Annotated in this window: 16 protein-coding genes; 14 read left to right on the forward strand and 2 right to left on the reverse strand. The window is 67.1% G+C overall.

Annotated features, from left to right (window positions below; genetic code table 11):
* Window positions 1-9 precede the first annotated feature (9 nt).
* Entirely contained in the window at window positions 10-402 is a 393-nt protein-coding gene (locus tag AC1DW0_RS20195; protein ID WP_056198050.1) for a VOC family protein, read from the reverse strand.
* An 86-nt stretch (window positions 403-488) separates the two neighbouring features.
* Here AC1DW0_RS20195 and argA point away from each other — a divergent pair, with 86 nt between their 5' ends.
* From argA to hemH, 9 genes are all read left to right on the forward strand, one after another.
* Window positions 489-1,832: an amino-acid N-acetyltransferase gene (argA, locus tag AC1DW0_RS20200; RefSeq protein ID WP_056198052.1), complete on the forward strand. Its 1,344-nt coding sequence runs from the start codon at window positions 489-491 to the stop codon at window positions 1,830-1,832.
* Window positions 1,833-1,911: 79 nt separating this feature from the next.
* Window positions 1,912-2,190 carry an oxidative damage protection protein gene (locus AC1DW0_RS20205; RefSeq protein ID WP_056198054.1) on the forward strand — a complete coding sequence of 93 codons (279 nt, stop codon included), beginning with the start codon at window positions 1,912-1,914 and terminating at the stop codon, window positions 2,188-2,190.
* Window positions 2,191-2,611: 421 nt separating this feature from the next.
* The gene (locus AC1DW0_RS20210; protein WP_056198055.1) at window positions 2,612-2,908 is read left to right on the forward strand and encodes an H-NS histone family protein; all 297 of its coding nucleotides are present in this window, start codon (window positions 2,612-2,614) and stop codon (window positions 2,906-2,908) included.
* A gap of 162 nt (window positions 2,909-3,070) precedes the next feature.
* Window positions 3,071-3,226: a hypothetical protein gene (locus tag AC1DW0_RS20215; RefSeq protein WP_457394390.1), complete on the forward strand. Its 156-nt coding sequence runs from the start codon at window positions 3,071-3,073 to the stop codon at window positions 3,224-3,226.
* 10 nt (window positions 3,227-3,236) lie between these two features.
* Entirely contained in the window at window positions 3,237-6,398 is a 3,162-nt protein-coding gene (locus tag AC1DW0_RS20220) for a putative bifunctional diguanylate cyclase/phosphodiesterase (RefSeq protein ID WP_477947606.1), read from the forward strand.
* 9 nt (window positions 6,399-6,407) lie between these two features.
* Window positions 6,408-8,288 (forward strand): DNA primase, encoded by a 1,881-nt coding sequence (gene dnaG, locus AC1DW0_RS20225; protein WP_477947607.1) that lies wholly within the window; start codon window positions 6,408-6,410, stop codon window positions 8,286-8,288.
* Between the two features lie 341 nt (window positions 8,289-8,629).
* Window positions 8,630-10,882 carry an RNA polymerase sigma factor RpoD gene (rpoD, locus tag AC1DW0_RS20230; protein ID WP_056198062.1) on the forward strand — a complete coding sequence of 751 codons (2,253 nt, stop codon included), beginning with the start codon at window positions 8,630-8,632 and terminating at the stop codon, window positions 10,880-10,882.
* Between the two features lie 61 nt (window positions 10,883-10,943).
* Complete coding sequence (locus tag AC1DW0_RS20235) at window positions 10,944-11,912, forward strand: adenylate/guanylate cyclase domain-containing protein (RefSeq protein ID WP_056198063.1); 969 nt, start codon at window positions 10,944-10,946, stop codon at window positions 11,910-11,912.
* Between the two features lie 3 nt (window positions 11,913-11,915).
* Window positions 11,916-13,004, forward strand: a complete 1,089-nt coding sequence (gene hemH / locus AC1DW0_RS20240) for a ferrochelatase (RefSeq protein WP_056198065.1) — start codon at window positions 11,916-11,918, stop codon at window positions 13,002-13,004.
* Here hemH and AC1DW0_RS20245 read toward each other — a convergent pair.
* The gene (locus tag AC1DW0_RS20245; protein ID WP_157281640.1) at window positions 13,001-15,715 is read right to left on the reverse strand and encodes a beta strand repeat-containing protein; all 2,715 of its coding nucleotides are present in this window, start codon (window positions 15,713-15,715) and stop codon (window positions 13,001-13,003) included. The two genes, hemH and AC1DW0_RS20245, sit on opposite strands and share 4 nt — an antisense overlap.
* Before the next feature lie 117 nt (window positions 15,716-15,832).
* On the opposite strand from AC1DW0_RS20245, the gene AC1DW0_RS20250 reads away from it, so the two are divergent.
* From AC1DW0_RS20250 to AC1DW0_RS20270, 5 genes are all read left to right on the forward strand, one after another.
* Complete coding sequence (locus tag AC1DW0_RS20250) at window positions 15,833-16,234, forward strand: RNA-binding S4 domain-containing protein (protein ID WP_056198069.1); 402 nt, start codon at window positions 15,833-15,835, stop codon at window positions 16,232-16,234.
* 81 nt (window positions 16,235-16,315) lie between these two features.
* Window positions 16,316-16,840, forward strand: a complete 525-nt coding sequence (grpE, locus tag AC1DW0_RS20255) for a nucleotide exchange factor GrpE (protein WP_056198072.1) — start codon at window positions 16,316-16,318, stop codon at window positions 16,838-16,840.
* Window positions 16,841-16,967: 127 nt separating this feature from the next.
* Window positions 16,968-18,932 (forward strand): molecular chaperone DnaK, encoded by a 1,965-nt coding sequence (gene dnaK, locus AC1DW0_RS20260; protein ID WP_056198074.1) that lies wholly within the window; start codon window positions 16,968-16,970, stop codon window positions 18,930-18,932.
* A 67-nt stretch (window positions 18,933-18,999) separates the two neighbouring features.
* Complete coding sequence (dnaJ, locus tag AC1DW0_RS20265; protein ID WP_056198076.1) at window positions 19,000-20,154, forward strand: molecular chaperone DnaJ; 1,155 nt, start codon at window positions 19,000-19,002, stop codon at window positions 20,152-20,154.
* A gap of 243 nt (window positions 20,155-20,397) precedes the next feature.
* The gene (locus tag AC1DW0_RS20270) at window positions 20,398-22,038 is read left to right on the forward strand and encodes a response regulator (RefSeq protein ID WP_082532698.1); all 1,641 of its coding nucleotides are present in this window, start codon (window positions 20,398-20,400) and stop codon (window positions 22,036-22,038) included.
* The last annotated feature ends 33 nt before the right edge of the window (window positions 22,039-22,071 follow it).

Consider the following 22,071-nt stretch of genomic DNA (forward strand, 5'->3'; position numbering starts at 1 on the left):
GCAAGCGCTTTATTCGCTGCGCGGGAAGTAGCTGATGACCTGGATCACGGCGCCCTGCGGGTCTTGCAACACGGCCATGCGGCCGATCGTCGGAATGTCGAAGGGGCCGGCGCAGACCGTACCGCCGAGGCTTTTGGCCTTCTCGACGGTCGCGTCGCAGGACTCGACCGTGACATAGGCACCCCACATGGCCGGGCCGGGTGCCGGCGGCGTCATGACGCCACCGACAGCGACGTCACCGACCTTGATGACGTGGTAATCGCCCTGGCCCATGTTCATCGTGTCAAAGGTCCAGCCAAACAGGCTGCCGTAGTACTCGCAGGCGGCCTTGGGGTTGGGCGTGCCCAACTCATTCCAGCTGAAGGCGCCGGGGGTCATGTAGACGTCTTGATAGTCCTTCATCGCGGTCTCCGGGTGGTGGGGCGGCCATCGTCGGAGCCGAACATGACAGCGTCAAGTGACCCGCGTCACGGGCGACAATTCGGCCCATGACCGGTCTTGTCTTTCCCCACACCTTCGTGCCCTGGTTCCGCGCCGTGGCGCCGTATATCCATGCCTACCGCGGCGAGACCTTCGTCGTCGGCATGCCGGGCGAGCTGATCGCGGCAGGCAAGCTCAATGCCTTCGTGCAGGACCTGGCCATCCTGCATGCCATGGGCATCAAGATCGTCCTGGTGCACGGCTTTCGGCCCCAGGTCAACGAGCAACTCGCTGCCAAGGGCCAGACGCCCCGCTTCAGCCATGGCCGCCGCATCACCGACGCCGTGGCCCTGGATTGCGCCCAGGAGGCCGCCGGCCAGCTGCGTTTCGAGATCGAGGCGGCCTTCAGCCAGGGCTTGCCCAACACGCCGATGGCCAATGCGACGGTGCGCGTCGTCTCCGGCAATTTCCTGACCGCCCGGCCGGTCGGCATCGTCGACGGCGTGGACTTCCAGCATTCAGGCCTGGTGCGCAAGGTCGACGCCGCAGCCATCCAGCGCGCCATGGACATTGGCGCCATCGTGCTGCTGTCCCCCTTCGGCTTCTCACCCACGGGTGAGGCTTTCAATCTGTCGATGGAGGACGTGGCCACGTCCACAGCCATCGCGCTGCAGGCCGACAAGCTGCTGTTCGTCTGCGAGGTCGACGGCGTGCCCGAGAACCCGGACGACCCGGACAGCCCCATCGATACCGAGCTGGCCGTGGCCGACGCCGACCGCATGCTGGCCAAGGCCGGCCCGGCGCCCCAGCCGACCGACGTCGCGTTCTACCTGCGCCATTGCGCCGAGGCCTGCCGCGCCGGCGTCGAGCGCTCGCACATCATCCCGTTCGCGGTGGACGGCGCGCTGCTGCAGGAGGTCTACACCCACGACGGCATCGGCACCATGGTCGTCGACGAGAAGCTGGAAAGCCTGCGCGAGGCCAGCGCCGACGACGTGGCCGGCATCATCCAGCTCATCGAACCCTTCGAGCGCGACGGCACCCTCGTCAAGCGCAGCCGGACCGAGATCGAGCGCGACGCCGAGCTCTACACCGTCATCGAGCACGACGGCGTCATCTTCGGCTGCGCCGCCCTTTACCCCTATGTCGAGGCGCGCACCGCCGAGATGGCCGCACTGACCGTCTCCGCCGAAGTACAAGGTCAGGGCGACGGCGACCGCCTGTTGAAAAGAATCGAGCAGCGCGCCAAGGCCCAGGGCCTGGACAGCATCTTCGTGCTGACGACGCGCACCATGCATTGGTTCATCAAGCGCGGTTTCCAGCAGGTGGACCCGGAATGGCTGCCCGAAGAGCGCAAGCGCAAATACAACTGGGACCGGCGCTCGCTGGTGCTGGTCAAACGATTCAACTAAGCCCCGCCGGGTTCGCCCAAACGGCCGCCGCGCTAAAGTGCCGGCCGTTTCTCATTTCTCGTGTTTGTAGGAGTCCGCCATGCCCCGCACCGTTCAATGTGCCTATCTGAAGAAGGAAGCCGAAGGGCTGGACTTCCCGCCCTACCCGGCTCATACCGAACTCGGCAAGAAGGTGTGGGAAAGCGTCAGCAAGGAAGCTTGGGCGGCCTGGATGAAGCATCAGACCATGCTAGTCAATGAAAACCGCCTCAACCTCGCCGACCAGCGTGCCCGCCAATACCTGATGCGCCAGGCTGAACAGTTTTTCTTCGGCACAGGTGCCGAAGCGGTGGCGGGCTATGTACCGCCATCGGCCTGAGCGCAGCTCAGGTGAAAAACTGTGGGGGATGCTCATCTGCGCGCAGCGCAGGTGATGCAGCCACCAACAATTTCTTTGGTACCGGTGCGGAACAAGTGGCCGGCTACGTGCCGCCGGCCAACGAATAAGCGCAAATCACCGCATATGTGCAGGGCCGGGACGCAAGTCGCCGGCCTTTTCTCTTTCAGTTTTGCAAGGCTGCCGTCGCAGCAGAACGCCGGCCGGCCCCGCCAAATCGGCAAATAGCCCGAACCAGCAAGAAACTCGTCGCAACCGACCAACGAAAACTCTTGCATTTATGCTGCCCGTCGGGATTTAATTCGCCTACGGAGATACTCGCGGTCAATCGGCCCCAAGGCTCCGGGGCCGCGGCGGTCAATGTCGCGAGTCTCCCCGCTCAAATCGCAAGAGGAATAGCAGCATGTCCACTCTGAAAGAACTCCTGGCCCAGCGCGAGGCACTTGATCAACAGATCAGCCAAACCAAGGACCGCGAACGCAGCGAAGCGGTGGCCAAGGTGAAATCCCTGATGAGCGAATATGGCCTGACGGTGGCCGACCTCAGCACGCGCACGCCCAAGCCGGCCAAGGTGTCCAAGGTGGCCGCCAAGTATCGCAACCAGGCCACCGGTGAAACCTGGAGTGGCCGGGGCCTGCAGCCCAAATGGCTCAAGGCTGCCGTTGCAGGCGGTGCCAAGCTGACCGATTTCTCCGTCTGACCGGCAATTCCTGCAGGCCAATTGCCCGGCATACGCCGGCGATTTGACTGCGGGGTTTGAACAGATTCCCGCTGCCGGCGCCCGCTGGCGCGGCCGACCAGGGCCATCCATCTACGGGATGGCCCTTTTCCTTTTTGGTGCAGGTCCCGCCTAAACTGCGCCATGCCTTTCGTCACGCTGCCAGCGACCCTGTGCCTGGGGTTTTCCCAGGGATCGTCGCGCTATGGCGGCGACGAGATTGCGGCGATGCCGGATTTTTGCCACCCATTCACCTGGCCAGCGCCCTGCGTGCGCGCGCTGACCCAGGTATCGGCCTGAGGCCCCGGCCATGGATCTGCATTCCGGCCACCCGGAATCCGACGAACACGCCCCGGACCTGAGCGTCCAGGCGCCGCCCTCCACGACCCTGCCACCTGGCCCGCGCCGCATCCATGACCGCCGCCGCGGCTGGCGCCGTCTGCGCCGCGTCGGCCTGGCCGCGCTGGCCGGCCTGGGGGGCGGCCTGGTTACCGCCTGGGGGCTCGCCGCCGATGCGCTGCCGCCTCTGCTGCGCATTCCCCAACCCGCTGCGGCCATGCCAGCGCAGGACCTGCTGGTGCCCATGCTGCTGGCGGCTCTGGGCCTGCTGACGCTATGGCGGCTGAGCGCCTGGGTGCTGCCGCTGGTCATGGCGGGCTTGCTGCTGGGCGCCGGGCTGCCCTTGCTGGCGCGCTCGCCCGCGGATCCGGCAGCAGCACTGGACCTGCTGATCTCGGCACCCGTGCTCACGGCGCTGGCCCTGCCCCTGCTCGCGATCGCTTTGAATCGCACGCTGATGCGCCGGCTGCGCCTGACGGGCCGGCTCACTGGTCGCCGCGAAGTCCTTCTTTTCGGCCTGCTGGGTGGACTGGCCGCACCGGTACTGGCTGGCCTGTTCGCACTGGCAGCCTCGATGGCCGCGGGACTGACCCGAAGCGGCGCGCTTGGTGGCGCGCTGGAACTCGCGGCCGCCTGGGGCTTTGGGCTGCTCTGCGCCGGTACCTGCCTGCAGGCCAGCACCCAACGCCCGCGCCGCGGCGGCCGCTGGGCCGCCCGCATGCTGGCCACAGCGGCCGTTCTTGCCCAGGCGGCCCTGATCTGGCTGCCGGAGGCCGGCGCCGCGCTGCTGTTGCCACATCTGCTCCTCTGTCTGCATGCCCTGCAAGCCTCGCCTCGCGCCAATGCCATGCTGGGTGCCGGCCTGCTGGGTCTGTGGGCACTCAGCGCGCCGCCGGCCCTGCTCTCCTATGCCTTGGGCGCTGGCTTCGCCTTGCTGCCACTGGTCCTTATCGCGCTGAGCCACCACCAGTTGCGCGACCGGGACGGCTGGCGCAGCGCCCTGGATGCCCAGGGCCTGGCCCTGGCCGAGTGGCGCCTGCCCGAGGGCCGCCGCCACGCGTCGGCGCGCTGGCAGGCCCTGACGACGCCCGTCGACGGCACCGCAGCCGGCAGTGCGCCGCTGGACTGGGTACGCCTGGCTCACCCGCGCGACCGCGAACCGGTGCGCCGTGCGCTGCGCGAGCTGCTGGCCGACCCGCAGCTCAACCAACTGGGTGTGTCGCTGCGGCTGGCGGCCGACGGCGGCGACTGGCGCTGGCATGAGCTGCAGGCCCATGTCCCGCTGCGCGACCGCCAGGGCCGCGCGCGTGGCCTCATCGCAACGCTGGCGGATGTCAGCTGGCGCCACACGGCCGAGGAACGCGAGCGCATGTCGGCCACCCTCTTCCAGCAGGCCAGCGAGGGTCTGGCTGTCATCGACACGCAGTGGCGCGTCGTCGAGGTCAACTCAGCCTATTGCGACATCCTGCATGCACCGCGCGAGGCTCTCGTCGGCCGGCCGGCCACACCGCTGAGCATCCCCAATCTGCAGCGCAGTGGCCACGAGACCGTCGAGCTGCAGACAGCGCTGAATGATGGCCTGTCATGGAGCGGCCAGTTGCAGGCCGAGCTTGAGGACGGCGGCCGACACGTCTTCTCGGCCAAACTCAGCCCCGTGCCGGAGCCCGACGGCGTCAGCCCGAGGTGGCGGCTGCTCAGCCTGACCGACCTCGGCGAGAGCCTGCGCCAGCAGGACCTGCTGCGCCGCAGCCTGCGCTTTGACGTCGCCACCGGCCTGCCCAACCGCGACGAGTTCATGCGGCGGCTGCAGCTGGCCCTGGTCGCGGCCAACCGCGACGGCTTCAGGCTCGTTGTCGGCCTCATCGACCTCGACGACTTCGCCCGCGTCAACGCGGAGCACGGCCAGCTTGTCGCGGATTCCGTGCTGCTTCAACTCAGTGGCCGATTGCAAGCCACATTGCGCGGCTCGCGTGGCGCCGCGCCAGATACCGCCGACCAGCTGGCCCGGCTGCATGGCGACGAGTTCGCCGTGCTGATGCGCGTGCAGACGCCCGAAGAGGCCCAGCGCGCCGCCGACCGCCTGCTGGCGGTGCTGTCCACGCCGGTCGCCATCCGCGAGAACCGTGTCGGCAACGGCCTGGCCATTGAAATCGGCGCCAGCATGGGCGCCACCCTCTATCCCCAGGACGACGCCGACCCGGAAACGCTGCTGCGCCACGCCGGCCACGCCCTCTACCGCGCCAAACATGCAGGCCGCGGCGGCATCCAGTTCCATGACCCGACGCTGGACCAGCGCGATGAGGCCGGCATGATTGCCGTCGCGCGACTCCAACGCGCCCTGGACAGCAATGAACTGCTGCTGCACTACCAGCCGCAGATCGACCTGCGCAGCGGCCAGGTCATGGGTGTGGAAGCCCTGCTGCGCTGGCAGCACCCCGAGCGCGGCCTGCTCGCACCGGCGCATTTCCTGCCGCTGGTCGAGGCGACCGGCCTGGCCGTGCAGATCGGCGACTGGGTCATCGAGCAGGCCCTGGCGCAGGCGATGGCCTGGCTGCGCGCCGGTGTCAACGATGGCAAGGGTCTGCCGGTCAGCGTCAACGTCGGCGCCCGCCAGCTGCGCCGCCACGACTTCCCGCAGCGCCTGCAGGAACTCATCCAGCGCCAGTCGCCTGAGGTCGCCCATCTGCTGCACCTGGACGTGCTGGAGTCCGACGCACTGGTCGAGACGGTCGCCACCCAAGCCCTCATCCAGCGCTGCCTGGGTCTGGGCATTGGCATTGCGCTGGACGACTTCGGCGCCGGCTACTCGCGGCTCAGTTCACTCAAGCGCCTGCCTGTGGACACCCTCAAACTCGACCGCAGCTATGTGCAGGGCATGCTGGGCGATGCCCAGGACCTGTCGCTCGTCGAGAGCGTCATCGGCTTGGCGCGCAATATCGGTTGTGCCGTGCTGGCCAAGGGTGTCGAGAGCCGCGCCCATGCGCGCGAGCTGTTGCGCCTGGGCTGCCGCCTCGGCCAAGGCAACGGCATCGCGGCGGCCATGCCCGGGCCGGCCCTGCCGGGCTGGATACAAGCCTTTGCCAACAGCGACTGGATTGCGCAGTTGCGCAGCCCGTCCCAGGCCAATCTCTAAAATCCACGGGTGATCCCGCCCGGCTTTATTCAGGACCTGCTCTCCCGCGTCGACATCGTCGACGTGGTGGGTCGCCATGTCGAGCTGAAAAAGGCGGGCATCAACCACAAGGGTCTGTGCCCCTTCCATGGGGAAAAGTCGCCGAGCTTCATCGTCAGCCCAAGCCGCCAGACCTACCACTGCTTCGGCTGCGGCGTGCACGGCAATGCCATCGGCTTCCTGATGGAACACACCGCCGCGACCTTTGTCGAAGCGGTGGAGGACCTGGCCCAGCAGGTCGGCATGCAGGTGCCGCAGGACGAACGCAGCCCCGAACAGCGCGAGCGCGCCAAAGCCGACAAAGCCAGGCAGCAGAGCCTGACCGATGTGCTGGCCCGCGCGGCGGAGTTCTACAAGGCCCAGTTGCGCCAGGCGCCCCGGGCCGTCCAGTACCTGAAGGGCCGCGGCCTGACCGGCCAGATCGCGGCCCGTTTCGGCCTTGGCTATGCGCCCGAAGGCTGGCGGTCGCTGGCCAGCGGCTTCCCCTCGTACGACGATCCGCAACTCGTCGAATCCGGCCTGGTGATTTCGCCCGACGTCGAGCCCGGCGAGGATGCCAAGCGCTACGACCGCTTCCGCGACCGCATCATGTTTCCCATCCGCAACGTGCAAGGCGAGGTCATCGGCTTCGGCGGCCGTGTGCTGGACAAGGGCGAGCCCAAATACCTGAACTCGCCCGAGACGCCCGTCTTCATCAAGGGCCGCGAACTCTACGGCCTCTACGAAGGCCGCCAGGCAATGCGCCAGCGCGGCCATGCCCTGGTCGTGGAAGGCTATATGGATGTCGTCGCCCTCGCTCAATACGGCATCGGCAATGCCGTTGCAACGCTGGGCACGGCTTGCACGGCCGAGCATGTGCACAAGCTCTTCCGGCATACGGACATGGTCGTTTTCAGCTTTGACGGCGACGCCGCTGGCCGCCGCGCTGCCGGCCGGGCGCTTGAAGCCGCCCTGCCCCACGCGACCGAAACCCACGCCGTCAAATTCCTGTTCCTGCCCACCGAGCACGACCCGGACTCCTATGTGCGTGAGCTAGGCGCGGAGGCTTTCGAACGCTGCATCGAGAGTGCCGTGCCGCTGTCGCGCCAGCTCATCACGGTCGCCGCCGAGGGCTGCGACCTCGGCACACCCGAAGGCCGCGCCCGCATGTTGAACCAGGCCAAGCCCCTCTGGGCCCTGCTGCCGGAAGGTCTGTTGCGCCGCCAGCTGCTCGGCGAACTCGCCCGCCAGGGGCAGTTGCCCGAGGCCGAGCTGCAAGCGCTGTGGCTGGGCGCACCCGCACCTGCCGCGGGTGCCACCAAGGAGACGGCGGCACCCGCCGAAAAGCCGCGTTGGCAGCCCAAAGGTGAATGGAAGCCGAAGGGGGAATGGAAAGGCAAAGGCGACTGGAAGTCGCGCCGCGATGCCGAGCCTCGCCCCGCCGGTCCGCGGGTTACGCCGGCGACCGCCGCCGACCACGCCACCCGACTCTTGCTGCAGCACAGCGAGCTCTGGGACAGCCTGCCCGACGAGGACCGCGTCCTGCTGCACGACCTGCCCGGCGGCCATGGCGAACTCGTCCATTGGCTGGAACGCCACCTGACCCACCACGGCGCCAGCCCCTGGGCCGTCGTCCAGGCCGGCCTGGCGGCGGAAGGCCATGCCGAGGCCGTGCATCGCTTGGTGCGCAGCGTGCAGGAACTGGGCATCGAGGAGTCCGACCCGGCTGGCGACCTCGCCAGCGCGATCGCCGCGCTGCGGTCCCGAGCCCCTGCCGCGTTGCCCGGCGGCAGCGGCGCCACCGACGAGGAACGGCGCCTGGCGCTGGAGGCGTTGGCCCGGTTGCGCGAGCGCCATGGCGTGCAAAGCTAGGGTTTACCTGTCACAGTTTTGCAATTCGGCCGCAAATGGCTGATAATCTTGCGTTTTCCGCGCGCGTCAACAAGAGTGACGGCAGAGAGATGCCGGCCCCGGCCACCCAGCGACACTGGGTAACCCATCAGGGTTTTAATGGCCAAAACATCCGCCAGCTCTGCATACCAAACGATCACGCCAGCTTGTTCGCGCCACGCCAGGGTCCCTCGATCACTCGCTGATTGATACCTTGACGACGAAAGCCACCGCCCCCTGCCCCGCCGGTTTGACGCCGAGCCCGGGTTGGCCGCGGTGGCTGCCGCATTTCTGAATTGACCGCGCAAATACGAAGGACCTGCATGACCGCCAAGAAGACCGCGCCCAAGGCCAGCCCCGCTCCTGCCGAAGAACTCAAGAAGAAGACGGCCGTGAAGGCCGCTGCCGAGGCGCCCGCCAAGACCGCGAAGGCGGCGGCCAAGCCTGCCACGAAGACGGCCAAGACCGCCGTGGCCGAAGAGGACAAGCCCAAGCGCGGCCGCAAACCCAAGGCGGCCACCGAGACCAAGAAGGTCGGCAGCAAGAAGGAAGCCGAGGACGAGGAAGACTTCTCCGACATCGAGGCCGAAATCGAAGGCGAAGAGGCCGAAGTCGTCGAGGAAGTGGCTGCGGTCGAGGAAGAAACGGTCAAGGCCAAGCCCTTGCGCATGAAGGTCAGCCGCGCCAAGGAGCGCGCGCTGATGCGTGAATTCGGCCTGGAAGAGACCGCGCTGACGGAAGAAGAAGCCGTCAAGCGCCGCTCCGAGCTGAAGACCCTCATCAAGATGGGCAAGACGCGTGGCTTCCTGACACACCAGGAGATCAACGACCACTTGCCCGAGAAGCTGGTCAGCGAGGAAATCCTCGAGGCCATCATCTCCATGCTCAACGACATGGGCATCGCGGTCTACGAGCAGGCGCCCGACGCCGCCACGCTGCTGATCCAGGGCAACACCACGGCCACGTCGACCGAAGAAGAGGCCGAAGAAGCCGCCGAAGCTGCGCTGTCGACGGTGGACTCCGAGTTCGGCCGCACGACCGACCCGGTGCGCATGTATATGCGCGAAATGGGCACGGTCGAACTGCTGACCCGTGAAGGCGAAATCGAGATCGCCAAGCGCATCGAAGGCGGCCTGCAGGCCATGATGCTGGCGATCTCGGCCTCGCCGACGACCATCGCCCACATCCTCGAGTTCGCCACCAAGATCCGCGCTGGCGAGATGCAGATCTCGGACGTCGTCGACGGCTTCGTGGCGGAAGACGAGGCCGACGACTACGTGGCCGAGGAAGACTTCGACGAGTTCGACGAGGAAGACGATGACGACGGCAACGGCGGCTCCAAGGCGCTGACCAAGAAGCTCGAAGAGCTGAAGAACGCCGCCCTGGTCAAGCTCGACTCGATGTCCGCTGCCTTCGACAAGATGCGCAAGGCGTTCGAGAAAGACGGCTACAAGTCGATCCCGTACAACAAGGCCCAGCAAGCCATCAGCCAGGAGCTGATGACCATCCGCTTCACGGTCAAGACGATCGAGAAGCTGTGCGACATCCTGCGCAGCCAGGTCGACGACGTGCGCCGCTATGAACGCGAGCTGCGCAAGATCGTGGTGGACAAGTGCGGCATGCCGCAAGAGCACTTCATCAAGACCTTCCCGCCCAACGCACTGAACCTGAAGTGGGCCGAGAAGGAAGTCGCCGCCGGCAAGCCGTACAGCATCATCCTGAGCCGCAACCTGCCGCCGGTGCAGGAGCTGCAGCAGAAGTTGACGGACATCCAGGCCAAGGCCGTGGTGCCGCTGGACGACCTCAAGGACATCAACAAGAAGATGAACGAGGGCGAGAAGGCCTCTCGTGACGCGAAGAAGGAAATGATCGAGGCCAATCTGCGCCTCGTGATCTCCATCGCCAAGAAGTACACCAACCGCGGCCTGCAGTTCCTGGACCTGATCCAGGAAGGCAATATCGGCCTGATGAAGGCGGTGGACAAGTTCGAATACCGCCGCGGCTACAAGTTCTCGACGTACGCGACGTGGTGGATCCGCCAGGCCATCACGAGGAGCATTGCCGACCAGGCCCGCACCATCCGCATCCCGGTTCACATGATCGAGACGATCAACAAGATGAACCGCATCTCGCGCCAGCACTTGCAGGAGTTCGGCTATGAGCCGGACGCCCCGACGCTGGCCGAGAAGATGGAGATCCCGGAAGACAAGATCCGCAAGATCATGAAGATCGCCAAGGAGCCGATCTCCATGGAAACGCCGATCGGCGACGACGACGACAGCCACCTGGGCGATTTCATCGAGGACACCAACAACACGGCGCCCATCGAAGCGGCCATGCAGGCCGGCCTGCGCGACGTGGTGAAGGACATCCTCGACTCGCTGACGCCGCGCGAAGCCAAGGTGCTGCGCATGCGCTTCGGCATCGAGATGCAGAGCGACCACACGCTGGAAGAAGTCGGCAAGCAGTTCGACGTGACGCGTGAGCGCATCCGCCAGATCGAGGCCAAGGCGATTCGCAAGCTGAAGCACCCGAGCCGCAGCGACAAGTTGCGTACCTACCTCGACAACCTCTAATCGCTGTATTCGCAACAAAGGCCGGCCTGTCCGGCCTTTCTTACGTCGATAAACTGCCCCAATGACCGCGATCCGCGAGCGCACCGTCCTTTTTGCCGACCTGCGCGGCAGCACCGGGCTGTACGAGGCCCTCGGGAATGCCGAAGCCAGTGGCATGGTCACCCAGACAGTCGGCCAGATCAGCGAAGCCGTGCTGGAAAGCGGCGGCCAGCTGATCAAGACTCTGGGCGATGGCCTGATGGCCGCCTTCGATACGCCGCGCGATGGCGTGCGTGCCGCCCAGCGCATGCAGGAAATGCTCGAACGCACCGTGCAACGCGCGCGCCGCCAGAGCAACCCGCCCATGCTGGCCATGCGGCTGCAAGTGGCGCTGGCGCGTGGCGAGGTCGTCGAGCTCAACGGCGACTGCTTCGGTGACGCCGTCAACGTCGCCGCCCGCCTCATCGACCATGCCGGCGACGGCGAGATCCTCATCACCGCCGAGGTGCTGACGGGCCTGCACCATGCGTCCAAGGGGCGCTTTCGCAGCCTGGACCGCATCTCGGTGCGCGGCCGCGTCGAGCCTGTACACGTCTACCGCATGGACGCAGCGCCCTTGGTCAGCGCCGACGACACCGCCACCCAGTTCGGCGAGCCGATGCGCTCGACCGAGCCGGACGGCATGCGCCTGATCTGGCAGGACCTGGACCGCGTCTTCGACATCGGTGCCATGCCCATCGTGCTGGGCCGCAGCGTGCAGGCCACCTATTGCATCACCGACGCCCGCGTGTCGCGCTCACATGCCCGCATCGACTGGCAAGGCAGCAGCTTCGAGCTGACCGACCTGTCCTATAACGGCACGTATGTGCGCTTCGGTGATTCGGGCGAGCTGCTGAGCCTCAAGCGCGGCAGCTGCACGCTGCACGGCAGTGGCGTCATCGGCCTGGGCGGCATGCCCACGGACGAGCAGTCGCCCATCGTGCGCTTCGAGGTGCTGCACTTCTACGACACCGAGCCCCAGCCCTTCGGCGGCCCTCGCTCCAGGCGCTGACTCATGGCCTTTCTTCCCGAACCGCCGCAGCGCCACGGCGTCGCGCCCGCTGGCCCGGATGTGGCCGTGCTGCTGTGCAATCTCGGCACACCCGACGCGCCCGATGCCCCTGCCCTGCGCCGCTACCTCGCCCAGTTCCTGGCCGACCCGCGCGTTGTCGAGATCCCCAGGCTGATCTGGCTGGCCATCCTGCACGGCATCATCCTGCGCGTGCGGCCGGCCAAGTCAGCGGCCAAGTACGCAACGGTATGGACGCCCGAGGGCTCGCCGCTCAAGGTCTGGACAACAAAGCAGGCCAAGCTGCTGCAAGGCGCATTGGGCGGCCGCGCGCGCGTCGCTTTCGCGATGCGTTATGGCCAGCCTGCCATTGCCGCCACGCTCGACGCCCTCAAGCGCGAAGGCGTGCGCCGCGTGTTGGTGCTGCCCGCCTACCCGCAGTACTCGGGCGCGACCACCGCCAGCGTCATCGACGACGTCGCCCGCTGGGCGCTGCGGACCCGTCACCTGCCCGAGCTGCGCTTCATCAACCGCTATCACGATGAGCTGGGCTACATCGCCGCCCTGGCCCAGACCGTGCGCGAGCACTGGCAGCGCGAGGGCCGTGGCGACAAGCTGGTCATGAGCTTTCACGGCATGCCCGAGCGCACCCTGCACCTCGGCGATCCTTACCACTGCGAATGCCTGAAGACCGGCCGCCTGCTGGCCGAGGCGCTGGGGCTGCGAGACGGTGAATGGCTGGTCACCTTCCAGAGCCGCTTCGGCAAGGCCAAGTGGCTGGAGCCCTACACCGAGCCCACGCTGGTCAAGCTGGCCAAGGGCGGCCTCAAGTCCGCCGACGTCATCTGCCCCGGCTTCGCGGTCGACTGCCTGGAGACGCTGGAAGAGATTGCCCAGGAAGCCCGCGCCGCCTTCCTGGCCGCCGGTGGCCAACGCTTTGCCTACATCCCCTGCCTGAACGACCACCCGGCCGGCATCCGCGCCCTGGCCAAGCTGGCCGAGCGCCACCTGCAGGGCTGGGCCGGTGAAGCCCCGCATCCCGACACCCTGGCCCTGCAGCGCCAGCGCGCGCTGGCGGCAGGCGCCAAGAACTAGCGGCGCCGCCGCCGCACCACGCCGGCCAGCACTGCCAGCCCGGCCAGCGCCATCACGCCGGCGCCCGGCTCGGGCACGGCGGCCGCCGTGAACACCGCCCCGTCATTGGCGCTGAAGCTGAAGCTGGTGAACTGGTAGGCATCGGCCCGGGCACTGAAGCTCGCCCCGGCGAAGGCCTGATGGCCCAGACCCTGGCCGCCCGAGGTCTGGAAGAAGGTGTCGACGTTGAAGCCGCCGCTGGCCTGGAAGGCATTCGGATCGGTATTGCCCAGGAAGCGGAACTCCACGCTCAGATGGCTCAGGTCGAGGGCCGTGCCATTGCCGAACACGACGCTGTCGGTGCGCCAGCCACCACTGCCGTCAGCCTGCACCTCCATGATGAGGCGGCTGCCGGCCGCGGCCGTGAAACTGCCGTCGATGCGCATCTGGCCAGGCGAGTTGCCCGGACTAAAGATGCCGTAGTTGGTCACCGCGCCGATGATGGTGCCGTTGCCGCCGAGGAAGCCGTTGGTGCCGATGACGATGGTGTTCGCGGTCAGCGTGCTGTTGTTGACCACCAACGTGCCCGTGCCGCCATCCACCGAGCCGCCGGCGGTCCGGTTGCGGCCGACGCCGATCCAGTTAGCGCTGACGCTGGAGCCCTCGCTGATCAGCAGCGTGCCGTCCGACCCGCCGAGGCGGCCGACGAAGATGCCGCCCCCGGCCACGTCCACGCTGCTGCCGCCCTTGACGCGCATCAGCCCGGTGCCTTCGCGCCCGATGGTCATCGCGCTCTGGCCCGGTGCGGCCTGGATGCTGATGCTGGAAGCGCCCGACAGCGTCAGAGTGCCGTCGCCGCCCGGGCCCACGCTGGTGCCGCCGAGGTTGAGCGATGCCCCCGCGCTGCCCGCGTTGACCAGCGTCACATGGCTGCCGTTGGTGATCGTCGCCACGCCCGTGCCATCAGAGCGGCCGATGGACAGGAAAGCGCCCGACAAGGTGCTGCCGGTCTGCTGGCCGCTGAAGCTCAGGCTGGCATGGTCCACGCTGAGCACGCCCACGCCGCCGGAGCGGCCCACGTTCATGCCGATGGCGCTGACCAGCGCGTTGTCCGCCACCGTCAGCTGGCCGAAGCTCTGAGGGCCGTGGCCGACGCCGATATAGCTGTCGGTACCGATCAGGCGTATTTCGGAGCCCGCGCCGGTCACCACGGCCACGCCACGGCCACCGGGCTGGGTGTCGCTGGTGCCGCCTATGTAGAGGCTGGTGCTGCGCGAGTTGGTCGCGGTGGACACCGCCTGGCCGTCCAGGATCAGCTGGCCGCCCGCGCTGATGTTCAGGAAGCCTGAGCCGTCGCGGCCCACGCGCATGATGGGATTGAAGGCCTCGCCGGCGCCTCCCCCCGGCAGCACCGAAGCGGCCGAGATGGAGACGACGGAGCCGGCGCCGCTGATGTTCAGCGTGCCGGACGAAGCCGCCTCACGACCGAGGTTGAGCGCCGTGCCCGAGGGCTGGGCCGTGGTGGCGACGAGATCGATGCGGCCGCCGTTGCTGACCGTGACCCGCCCCGTGCCATTGCGCCCGACATCCAGCACCGGGCCGGTCAGGACGCCGTTGGCGGCGGCCGAGCCCAGGCCGTCGATGCGCAGCTGCGAGCCCGCGCCGTCTACCTGCAGCTCGCCATGCCCGCCGTCCCGGCCGATGGCCACGTAGAACAGGCCGCTCACCTGGCCGCCGTCCTGCAACTGCAGCAGGCCGGTGGCGTTGTTGCGCCCCACCTGCAGATAGCCAGCGTCACCGCTATAGACGACGGCCGAGCCGGCGCCGGCCACGCGCATGTCGCCCCGCCCGCCGGTCGAGCCCACGTTGATGCCGTTGTAGATGCCGGCGCGGCCCTGGATCTGCACCTGCCCGCCGCCGGTCACGTCCAGCGTGCCCCAGGCATTGGCGTGCTCGGCGAGGTTGATGAAGGCAGACCCGTTGCCCAGCGTCGGGCCGGTCACTCGCCATATCGAGCCGACGCCGTCGACGACGACCGAGGCAAAGCTGCGCTCGCTCCCCAGCGGGCTGGAGCCGCCCGGCGCGACGCCGATCGAGCCGCCGTCGGTCGTCAGCAGGCCGCCCGCCAGCACCTCGACGCGTCCGCGCGTGATGCCACCCGGCGTGCCGAAGGTGAAGGTTTCGATCGGCGGGCGGAACACTGCCAGCCCGCCGACGACGAAGGCGCGCAGGAAGCTCGCGCTGGAGCCGGCGCCGGTGACGGTCAGCGTCGCGTCGCTGCCGGCGGCATTGCCGATGAAGTTGTGGCACCACTGCGGGCCCAGCAGGCATCGGGCGCTGTCGGCGCGCGCGTCCAGCGTGGCGCCGTCGGCGATGGTCAGCGACCCCTGGCCCCAGGCGCCGAGCTCCAGCCGGTTGGTGCTGCCGTTGCCATTGATCGTCAGCAGCGAGCCGGCGCCAGTGACCAGGCCCGTCGCGATGCCCGTGCCGCCGTCGGCGAAGCGCACCGAGGCTGCACTCAGGCGCGAGCCACCATTGACGAGCAGCTGCGCCGTGCCGTTGCCGCCCAGCCCCAGCGTGTTGCCGCCCAGGTTGGTATCGCCCGGTCCGGGCGCCGTGAAAGTCGGGTAGACGCTGTAGGCCCCCGTCACGATCACATCCGCCGTCGCCGCCCCGCAGGCCAGCATCGCCGCCACCGCCGTTGCACGGCCCACCCACGCACGCTTTTTCATTGCGAACCTCCCCCAAGCAGCGCCCCTATCGGGCTGCGCAACGCTACCGGCGGGCTTGGCGACAATCATCCCTAAACCTGAGGACCTTTTTCGCCCGTGCCCGATTCCCCGACTTCGATGCGCCTGGACAAATGGCTCTGGGCCGCGCGCTTCTACAAGACCCGCGCCCTTGCCGTCGACGAGATCAATCTCGGCCGCGTGCGCGTGGGCGGCCAGCCGGTCAAGCCGGCGCGCGACGTGAAGGTCGGCGACCTGCTCAGCATCCGCATCGGCACGCTGAGCCGCGAGGTCGAAGTCCTGGGCCTGTCCAACCTGCGTGGCCCGGCGCCGCAAGCCCAGGCCCTGTACGCCGAAACCCAGGCCAGCATCACCGCCCGGGAGGCGGCCGCCGAGGCGCGCCGCCTGGCGCCGGAACCGGCCGACACGATCATGCAAGGTCGTCCGACAAAGCAGGACCGGCGCCGCTTGGCAGACTGGGACCGATGGTCCGTCTCGCTGGATGATGAAGATCCGGGTTGACCCGGATAATCCGTTTTGAATCTCCCCTCTTGAAACCAGGGCATCGCGCCCCATGTCGACGCGATCCCCTCCTTTTCTGCCATGACGACCGAAAACCCCCTGCCCGAAGACGCAGCCGGCGCCGCCGAGCCCACGGCCGCCGAGCTGAACCCCGAAATCAAGATTGCCGAGCTGGAAGGGCGCCTCGCCGAAATGAGCGACGCTTATCTGCGTGCCAAGGCCGAGACCGAGAACGCCCGCCGCCGCGCGGATGAGGACGTGGCCAAGGCCCGCAAGTTCGCCGTCGAAGCCTTCGCCGAGGCCATGCTGCCGGTGATGGACAGCCTGGAGGCGGCCATCGCCACGCCCAGCGCCAGCGTCGACACGGTGCTGGAAGGCGTGCACGCCACGCGACGCCAGCTGTCCAGCGCGCTGGAGCGCAACAAGGTCGTGGAGATCAACCCCGGCCAAGGCGCCAAGTTCGACCCGCACCAGCACCAGGCTATCTCCGTAGTGCCGGCACCGACCCAGGACGCCAACACGGTCGTCGCGGTGCTGCAGAAGGGCTTCCTGATCGCCGACCGCGTGCTGCGGCCGGCCTTGGTGACCGTGTCGGCGCCTCGCTAAGGACCTGGGGACAGACCTTGGCGCGAAGCGACATGCTCTGTCCCCACTAATTCACAGCCTGCCGCCCTTGAAGGACGGCGAGTTATCCACAAATCGAATACATCCAACAAATCTTCAGGAGTTCCAAATGGGAAAGATCATCGGCATTGACCTGGGCACCACGAATTCGTGCGTGGCCGTCATGGAAGGCAACACCACGCGCGTCATCGAGAACGCCGAAGGCGCCCGCACCACGCCGTCCATCATTGCCTACCAGGAAGACGGCGAGATCCTCGTCGGCGCCTCCGCCAAGCGTCAGTCGGTCACCAACCCGAAGAACACGCTGTATGCCGTCAAGCGCCTGATCGGCCGCAAGTTCGCCGAGAAGGAAGTGCAGAAGGACATCGACCTGATGCCCTACACCATCGCCGCCGCCGACAACGGCGACGCCTGGGTGGAAGTGCGCGGCAAGAAGTTCGCGCCTCCCCAGGTCTCGGCCGAAGTGCTGCGCAAGATGAAGAAGACGGCCGAGGACTACCTCGGCGAGGAAGTGACCGAAGCCGTCATCACGGTGCCGGCCTACTTCAATGACGCCCAGCGCCAAGCCACCAAGGACGCCGGCCGCATCGCCGGCCTGGACGTCAAGCGCATCATCAACGAGCCCACCGCCGCGGCCCTGGCCTTCGGCCTGGACAAGCACGGCAAGGGCGACCGCAAGATCGCCGTCTATGACCTCGGCGGCGGCACCTTCGACGTGTCCATCATCGAGATCGCCGACGTCGATGGCGAGATGCAGTTCGAAGTGCTGTCGACCAACGGCGACACCTTCCTGGGCGGCGAGGACTTCGACCAGCGCATCATCGATTTCATCGTCACCGAGTTCAAGAAGGAACAAGGCGTCGACCTGACCAAGGACGTGCTGGCCCTGCAGCGCCTGAAGGAAGCCGCCGAGAAGGCCAAGATCGAGCTGTCCAACTCGTCGCAGACCGACGTCAACCTGCCCTACATCACGGCAGATGCGACCGGTCCGAAGCACCTGAACGTCAAGCTGACCCGCGCCAAGCTGGAGTCGCTGGTGGACGAGCTGATCGAACGCACGATTGCGCCTTGCCGCACCGCGGTGAAGGACGCTGGCGTTGCGCTGACCGACATCGACGACGTCATCCTCGTCGGCGGCATGACCCGCATGCCCAAGGTGCAGGACAAGGTCAAGGAGTTCTTCGGCAAGGAACCGCGCCGTGACGTGAACCCCGACGAGGCCGTGGCCGTCGGTGCCGCCATCCAGGGCCAGGTCCTGGGCGGCGAGCGCAAGGACGTGCTGCTGCTGGACGTCACCCCGCTTAGCCTGGGCATCGAGACCCTGGGCGGCGTGATGACGAAGATGATCAAGAAGAACACGACCATCCCGACCAAGTTCGCGCAGACCTTCTCCACCGCCGACGACAACCAGCCAGCCGTGACCATCAAGGTCTACCAGGGCGAGCGTGAACTGGCGCAAGGCAACAAGAGCCTGGGCGAGTTCAACCTGGAAGGCATCCCGCCGTCGCCGCGCGGCACGCCGCAGATCGAGGTCAGCTTCGACATCGACGCCAACGGCATCCTGCACGTCGGCGCCAAGGACAAGGGCACCGGCAAGGAAAACAAGATCACCATCAAGGCGAACTCGGGCCTGAGCGAGGCCGAGATCGAGAAGATGGTGAAGGATGCCGAAGCCAACGCGGCCGAGGACAAGAAGAAGGTCGAACTCGTGCAGGCCCGCAACCAGGCCGACGGCATGGTGCACAGCGTGCGCAAGTCGGTCACCGAGCATGGCGACAAGCTCGAAGCGGCCGAGAAGGAAGCGATCGAAGCCGCGGCGAAGGACCTGGAAGAAGCCATCAAGGGCGACGACCAGGCCGACATCGAGGCCAAGACCGAGAAGCTGATGACGGCCAGCCAGAAGCTGGGCGAAAAGATCTACGCTGACCAACAAGGCGCGCAGGCCGCTGCGGCAGCGGCCACAGGCGCCGGTGGTGCTGAACAGCCCCAGGCCGCACCGCAAGGTGAAGCCAAGCGCCCGGCCGACGACAACGTCGTGGACGCCGAGTTCAAGGAAGTCAAGGACAGCAAGTAAGTCCCGCATGACCCCTGGCCCGGGACCGCGACAAGCGTGCCCGGGCCTTTGCCCTTGAAAGAAGACGATGGCGTCCAAGCGCGATTACTACGAAATCCTCGGCGTCGCCAAAAACGCGACCGAGGAAGACATCAAGAAGGCCTACCGCAAGCTGGCCATGAAGCACCACCCCGACCGCAACCAGGGCGACGGGGCGAAGAAGTCCGAGGAAAGCTTCAAGGAGGCCAAGGAGGCCTACGAGATGCTGTCCGACGCGCAAAAGCGCGCGGCCTATGACCAGTACGGCCATGCCGGCGTCGACCCCAACATGGGCGCCGGCCGCGGCGGCCCGGGCGCGGAAGGCTTTGGCGGCTTTGCCGAGGCCTTCGGCGACATCTTTGGCGACATCTTTGGCGGCCAAGGCGGCCAGCGCCGTGGTGCGGGCGGCGGCCAGCAGGTCTACCGCGGCAGTGACCTCAGCTACGCGATGGAGATCACGCTCGAGGAAGCCGCCCGCGGCAAGGAAACGCAGATCCGCATTCCCAGTTGGGAAGGCTGCGAGACCTGTGGCGGCACCGGCGCCAAGCCTGGCACCAGCGCCAAGACCTGCGGGTCATGTCAGGGCTCGGGCACGGTGCACATGCGCCAAGGCTTCTTCAGCATCCAGCAGACCTGCCCGCACTGCCACGGCAGCGGCAAGATCATTCCCGACCCCTGCACCACCTGCAACGGCCAGGGCAAGGTCAAGAAGCAGAAGACGCTGGAAGTGAAGATCCCAGCCGGCATCAACGAGGGCATGCGCATCCGCTCGGCGGGCAATGGCGAGCCGGGCGTGAATGGCGGCCCCAGCGGCGACCTCTACATCGAGATCCGCATCAAGCAGCACGAGATCTTCGAGCGCGATGGCGATGACCTGCATTGCACGATGCCGGTGTCCATGATCACCGCCGCCCTGGGCGGCAACATCGAAGTCCCCACGCTCGGCGGCAAGGCGGAGATCGAACTGCCCGAAGGCACCCAGCACGGCAAGACCTTCCGGCTGCGTGGCAAGGGTATCAAGGGCGTGCGTTCGAGCTATCCGGGCGACCTGTACTGCCACATCGCCATCGAGACGCCGGTCAAGCTGACCGAGCATCAGAAGAAGCTGCTCAAGGAGCTCGATGAGTCGCTGAAGAAAGGGGGCGAGCGCCACTCGCCCAACGCCAAGAGCTGGACGGATCGGGTCAAGGACCTGTTCAAGTAAGCGAGCACCAAACCGGTCAGAGCCGCGGCTTCCGCAAGGAGCCGCGGCTTTTTTACGCCTGTCACGCGCAGCCCGCCTGCGTCGTAAATCACGCCGCGCACCAAAAGAGCGAGTAAACGAGATCTCCCGACTTGACTCATAAACCCTAAAGTCCGTCGACTGTCACCCCAATGACTCATAAGTGACTTCTTCTGCGCGTCTCCCGATCAAAATCCACGGCCCGGCGCCGGGGCGGGAGGCCGCATGTTCCTGATGGACCAGACCATCCAGACGGCGTCGGCGTTGATCATCGACAGCAACGCCAACTCACGCAGCCTGATGTCGGCGCAGTTGCGCGACCTGGGTGTCGGCACCGTGCGCCAGACGCCACGCGTGAAGGATGCGCGGGTGATGCTGGAGCATCAGACGTTTGACATCGTGCTGTGCGACTACCACTTCGACAGCAGCGACACCTCGGGCCAGGACCTGCTCGACGAACTCCGTCGTGAAGGCCTGCTGCCCTATTCCACGGTCTTCGTCATGGTGACGAGCGAGGCCACGTACGCCAAGGTGGCCGAGGCCGCTGAAGCCGCGCTCGACGCCTACCTCATCAAGCCCTACACCAGCGCCAACCTCGCCGAGCGCCTGGCCAGTGCGCGCCACCGCAAGCGCGTGCTCAAGGGCATCTTCGAGGCCATCGAGAACCAGGACTTCGAGACCGCTGCCAACCTCTGCCTGGCGCGCTTCGATGCCAAGGACAAGTACTGGCTCTATGCCGCGCGCATCGGTGCCGAGTTGCTGCTGCGGCTGAAGCGCTTCGACGACGCGCGCACGCTGTACGAGGCCATCATCGCTGCCAAGACCGTGCCCTGGGCGCGACTGGGCGTGGCGCGTACCGAGGTGGCCAGCGGCAATTTGCAGGCCGCGCGCCGCACGCTGGAAAACCTCACCGGCGACCTGCCCGACTACGCCGACTCGCATGACCTGATGGGCCATGTGCAGATGGAACAGGGCGACCTCGCCCAGGCACTCAAGACCTATCAGACCGCCGCGACGCTGACGCCCGGCTGCCTGCTGCGCCTGCAGCGCTGCGGCTCACTGGGTTTTTACGCCGGCCAGCGCGCCGAGGCGCTGAAGATGCTGGAGCGCGCCATGTCCCAGGGCCTGCGCTCCAAGCTCTTCGACATGCTCAGCCTCGTGCTGATCGGCCTGATGCGCTTTGACGCGAAGGACCACAAGGGCTTCAAGTACACCCACGACGCGCTGGCCGCCGCGCTGGAACGCGCGCCGGGCTCCATCCGGCTGCAGCGCTTTGACCTGGTCTTGCGCGGCCTGGCCTTCCTGCTGGAGCGCCGTGTCGGCCAGGCCCTGGTCATGGCACGCGAGGTCACCGAGCATGCCCAGAGCGGCAACTTCGACCTCGAGGCGGCCTCGCTGCTGACGGCGCTGTGGATACGCTTGTCCAGCCAGGAGGTCGAGCTTGAAGAGATGATGCCCATTCTGCGCGGCCTGGGCACGCGCTACTGCTCGGCCAAGGCCAGCACCGAGATCCTCGTGTCCATGTCCGAAGGCCACCAGGGCGCGGCCGAGCAGTTCCGCGATTGTCACCAGCAGATCTTCAATGTCGCCGAGACGGCCATGCGCCACTCGCTGCGCGGCAGTGCCAAGGTGGCCGTCGAGCTGCTGATCCAGCAGGGCGAGGCCACGCGCAACGCCAAGCTCATCGACATGGCCGGCCTGGTGCTGAAACGCCATGCCGAGAAGATCGAAGGCGCTTCAAGCCTTGCCGAACAGATCGACGACCTGCACGGGCGCTATGTGAAGCCCATGGGCGGCGGGCCAGGCAAGGCGCGGGCCGCGGGCGGCGTCACGCTGCGCGCGGCGACGGCCGAAATCGCCGCTTGAGCTGACCCGGCGCTGTCGGCCACGTATCACCCG

Source organism: Roseateles sp. P4_D2, from assembly GCF_056401875.1.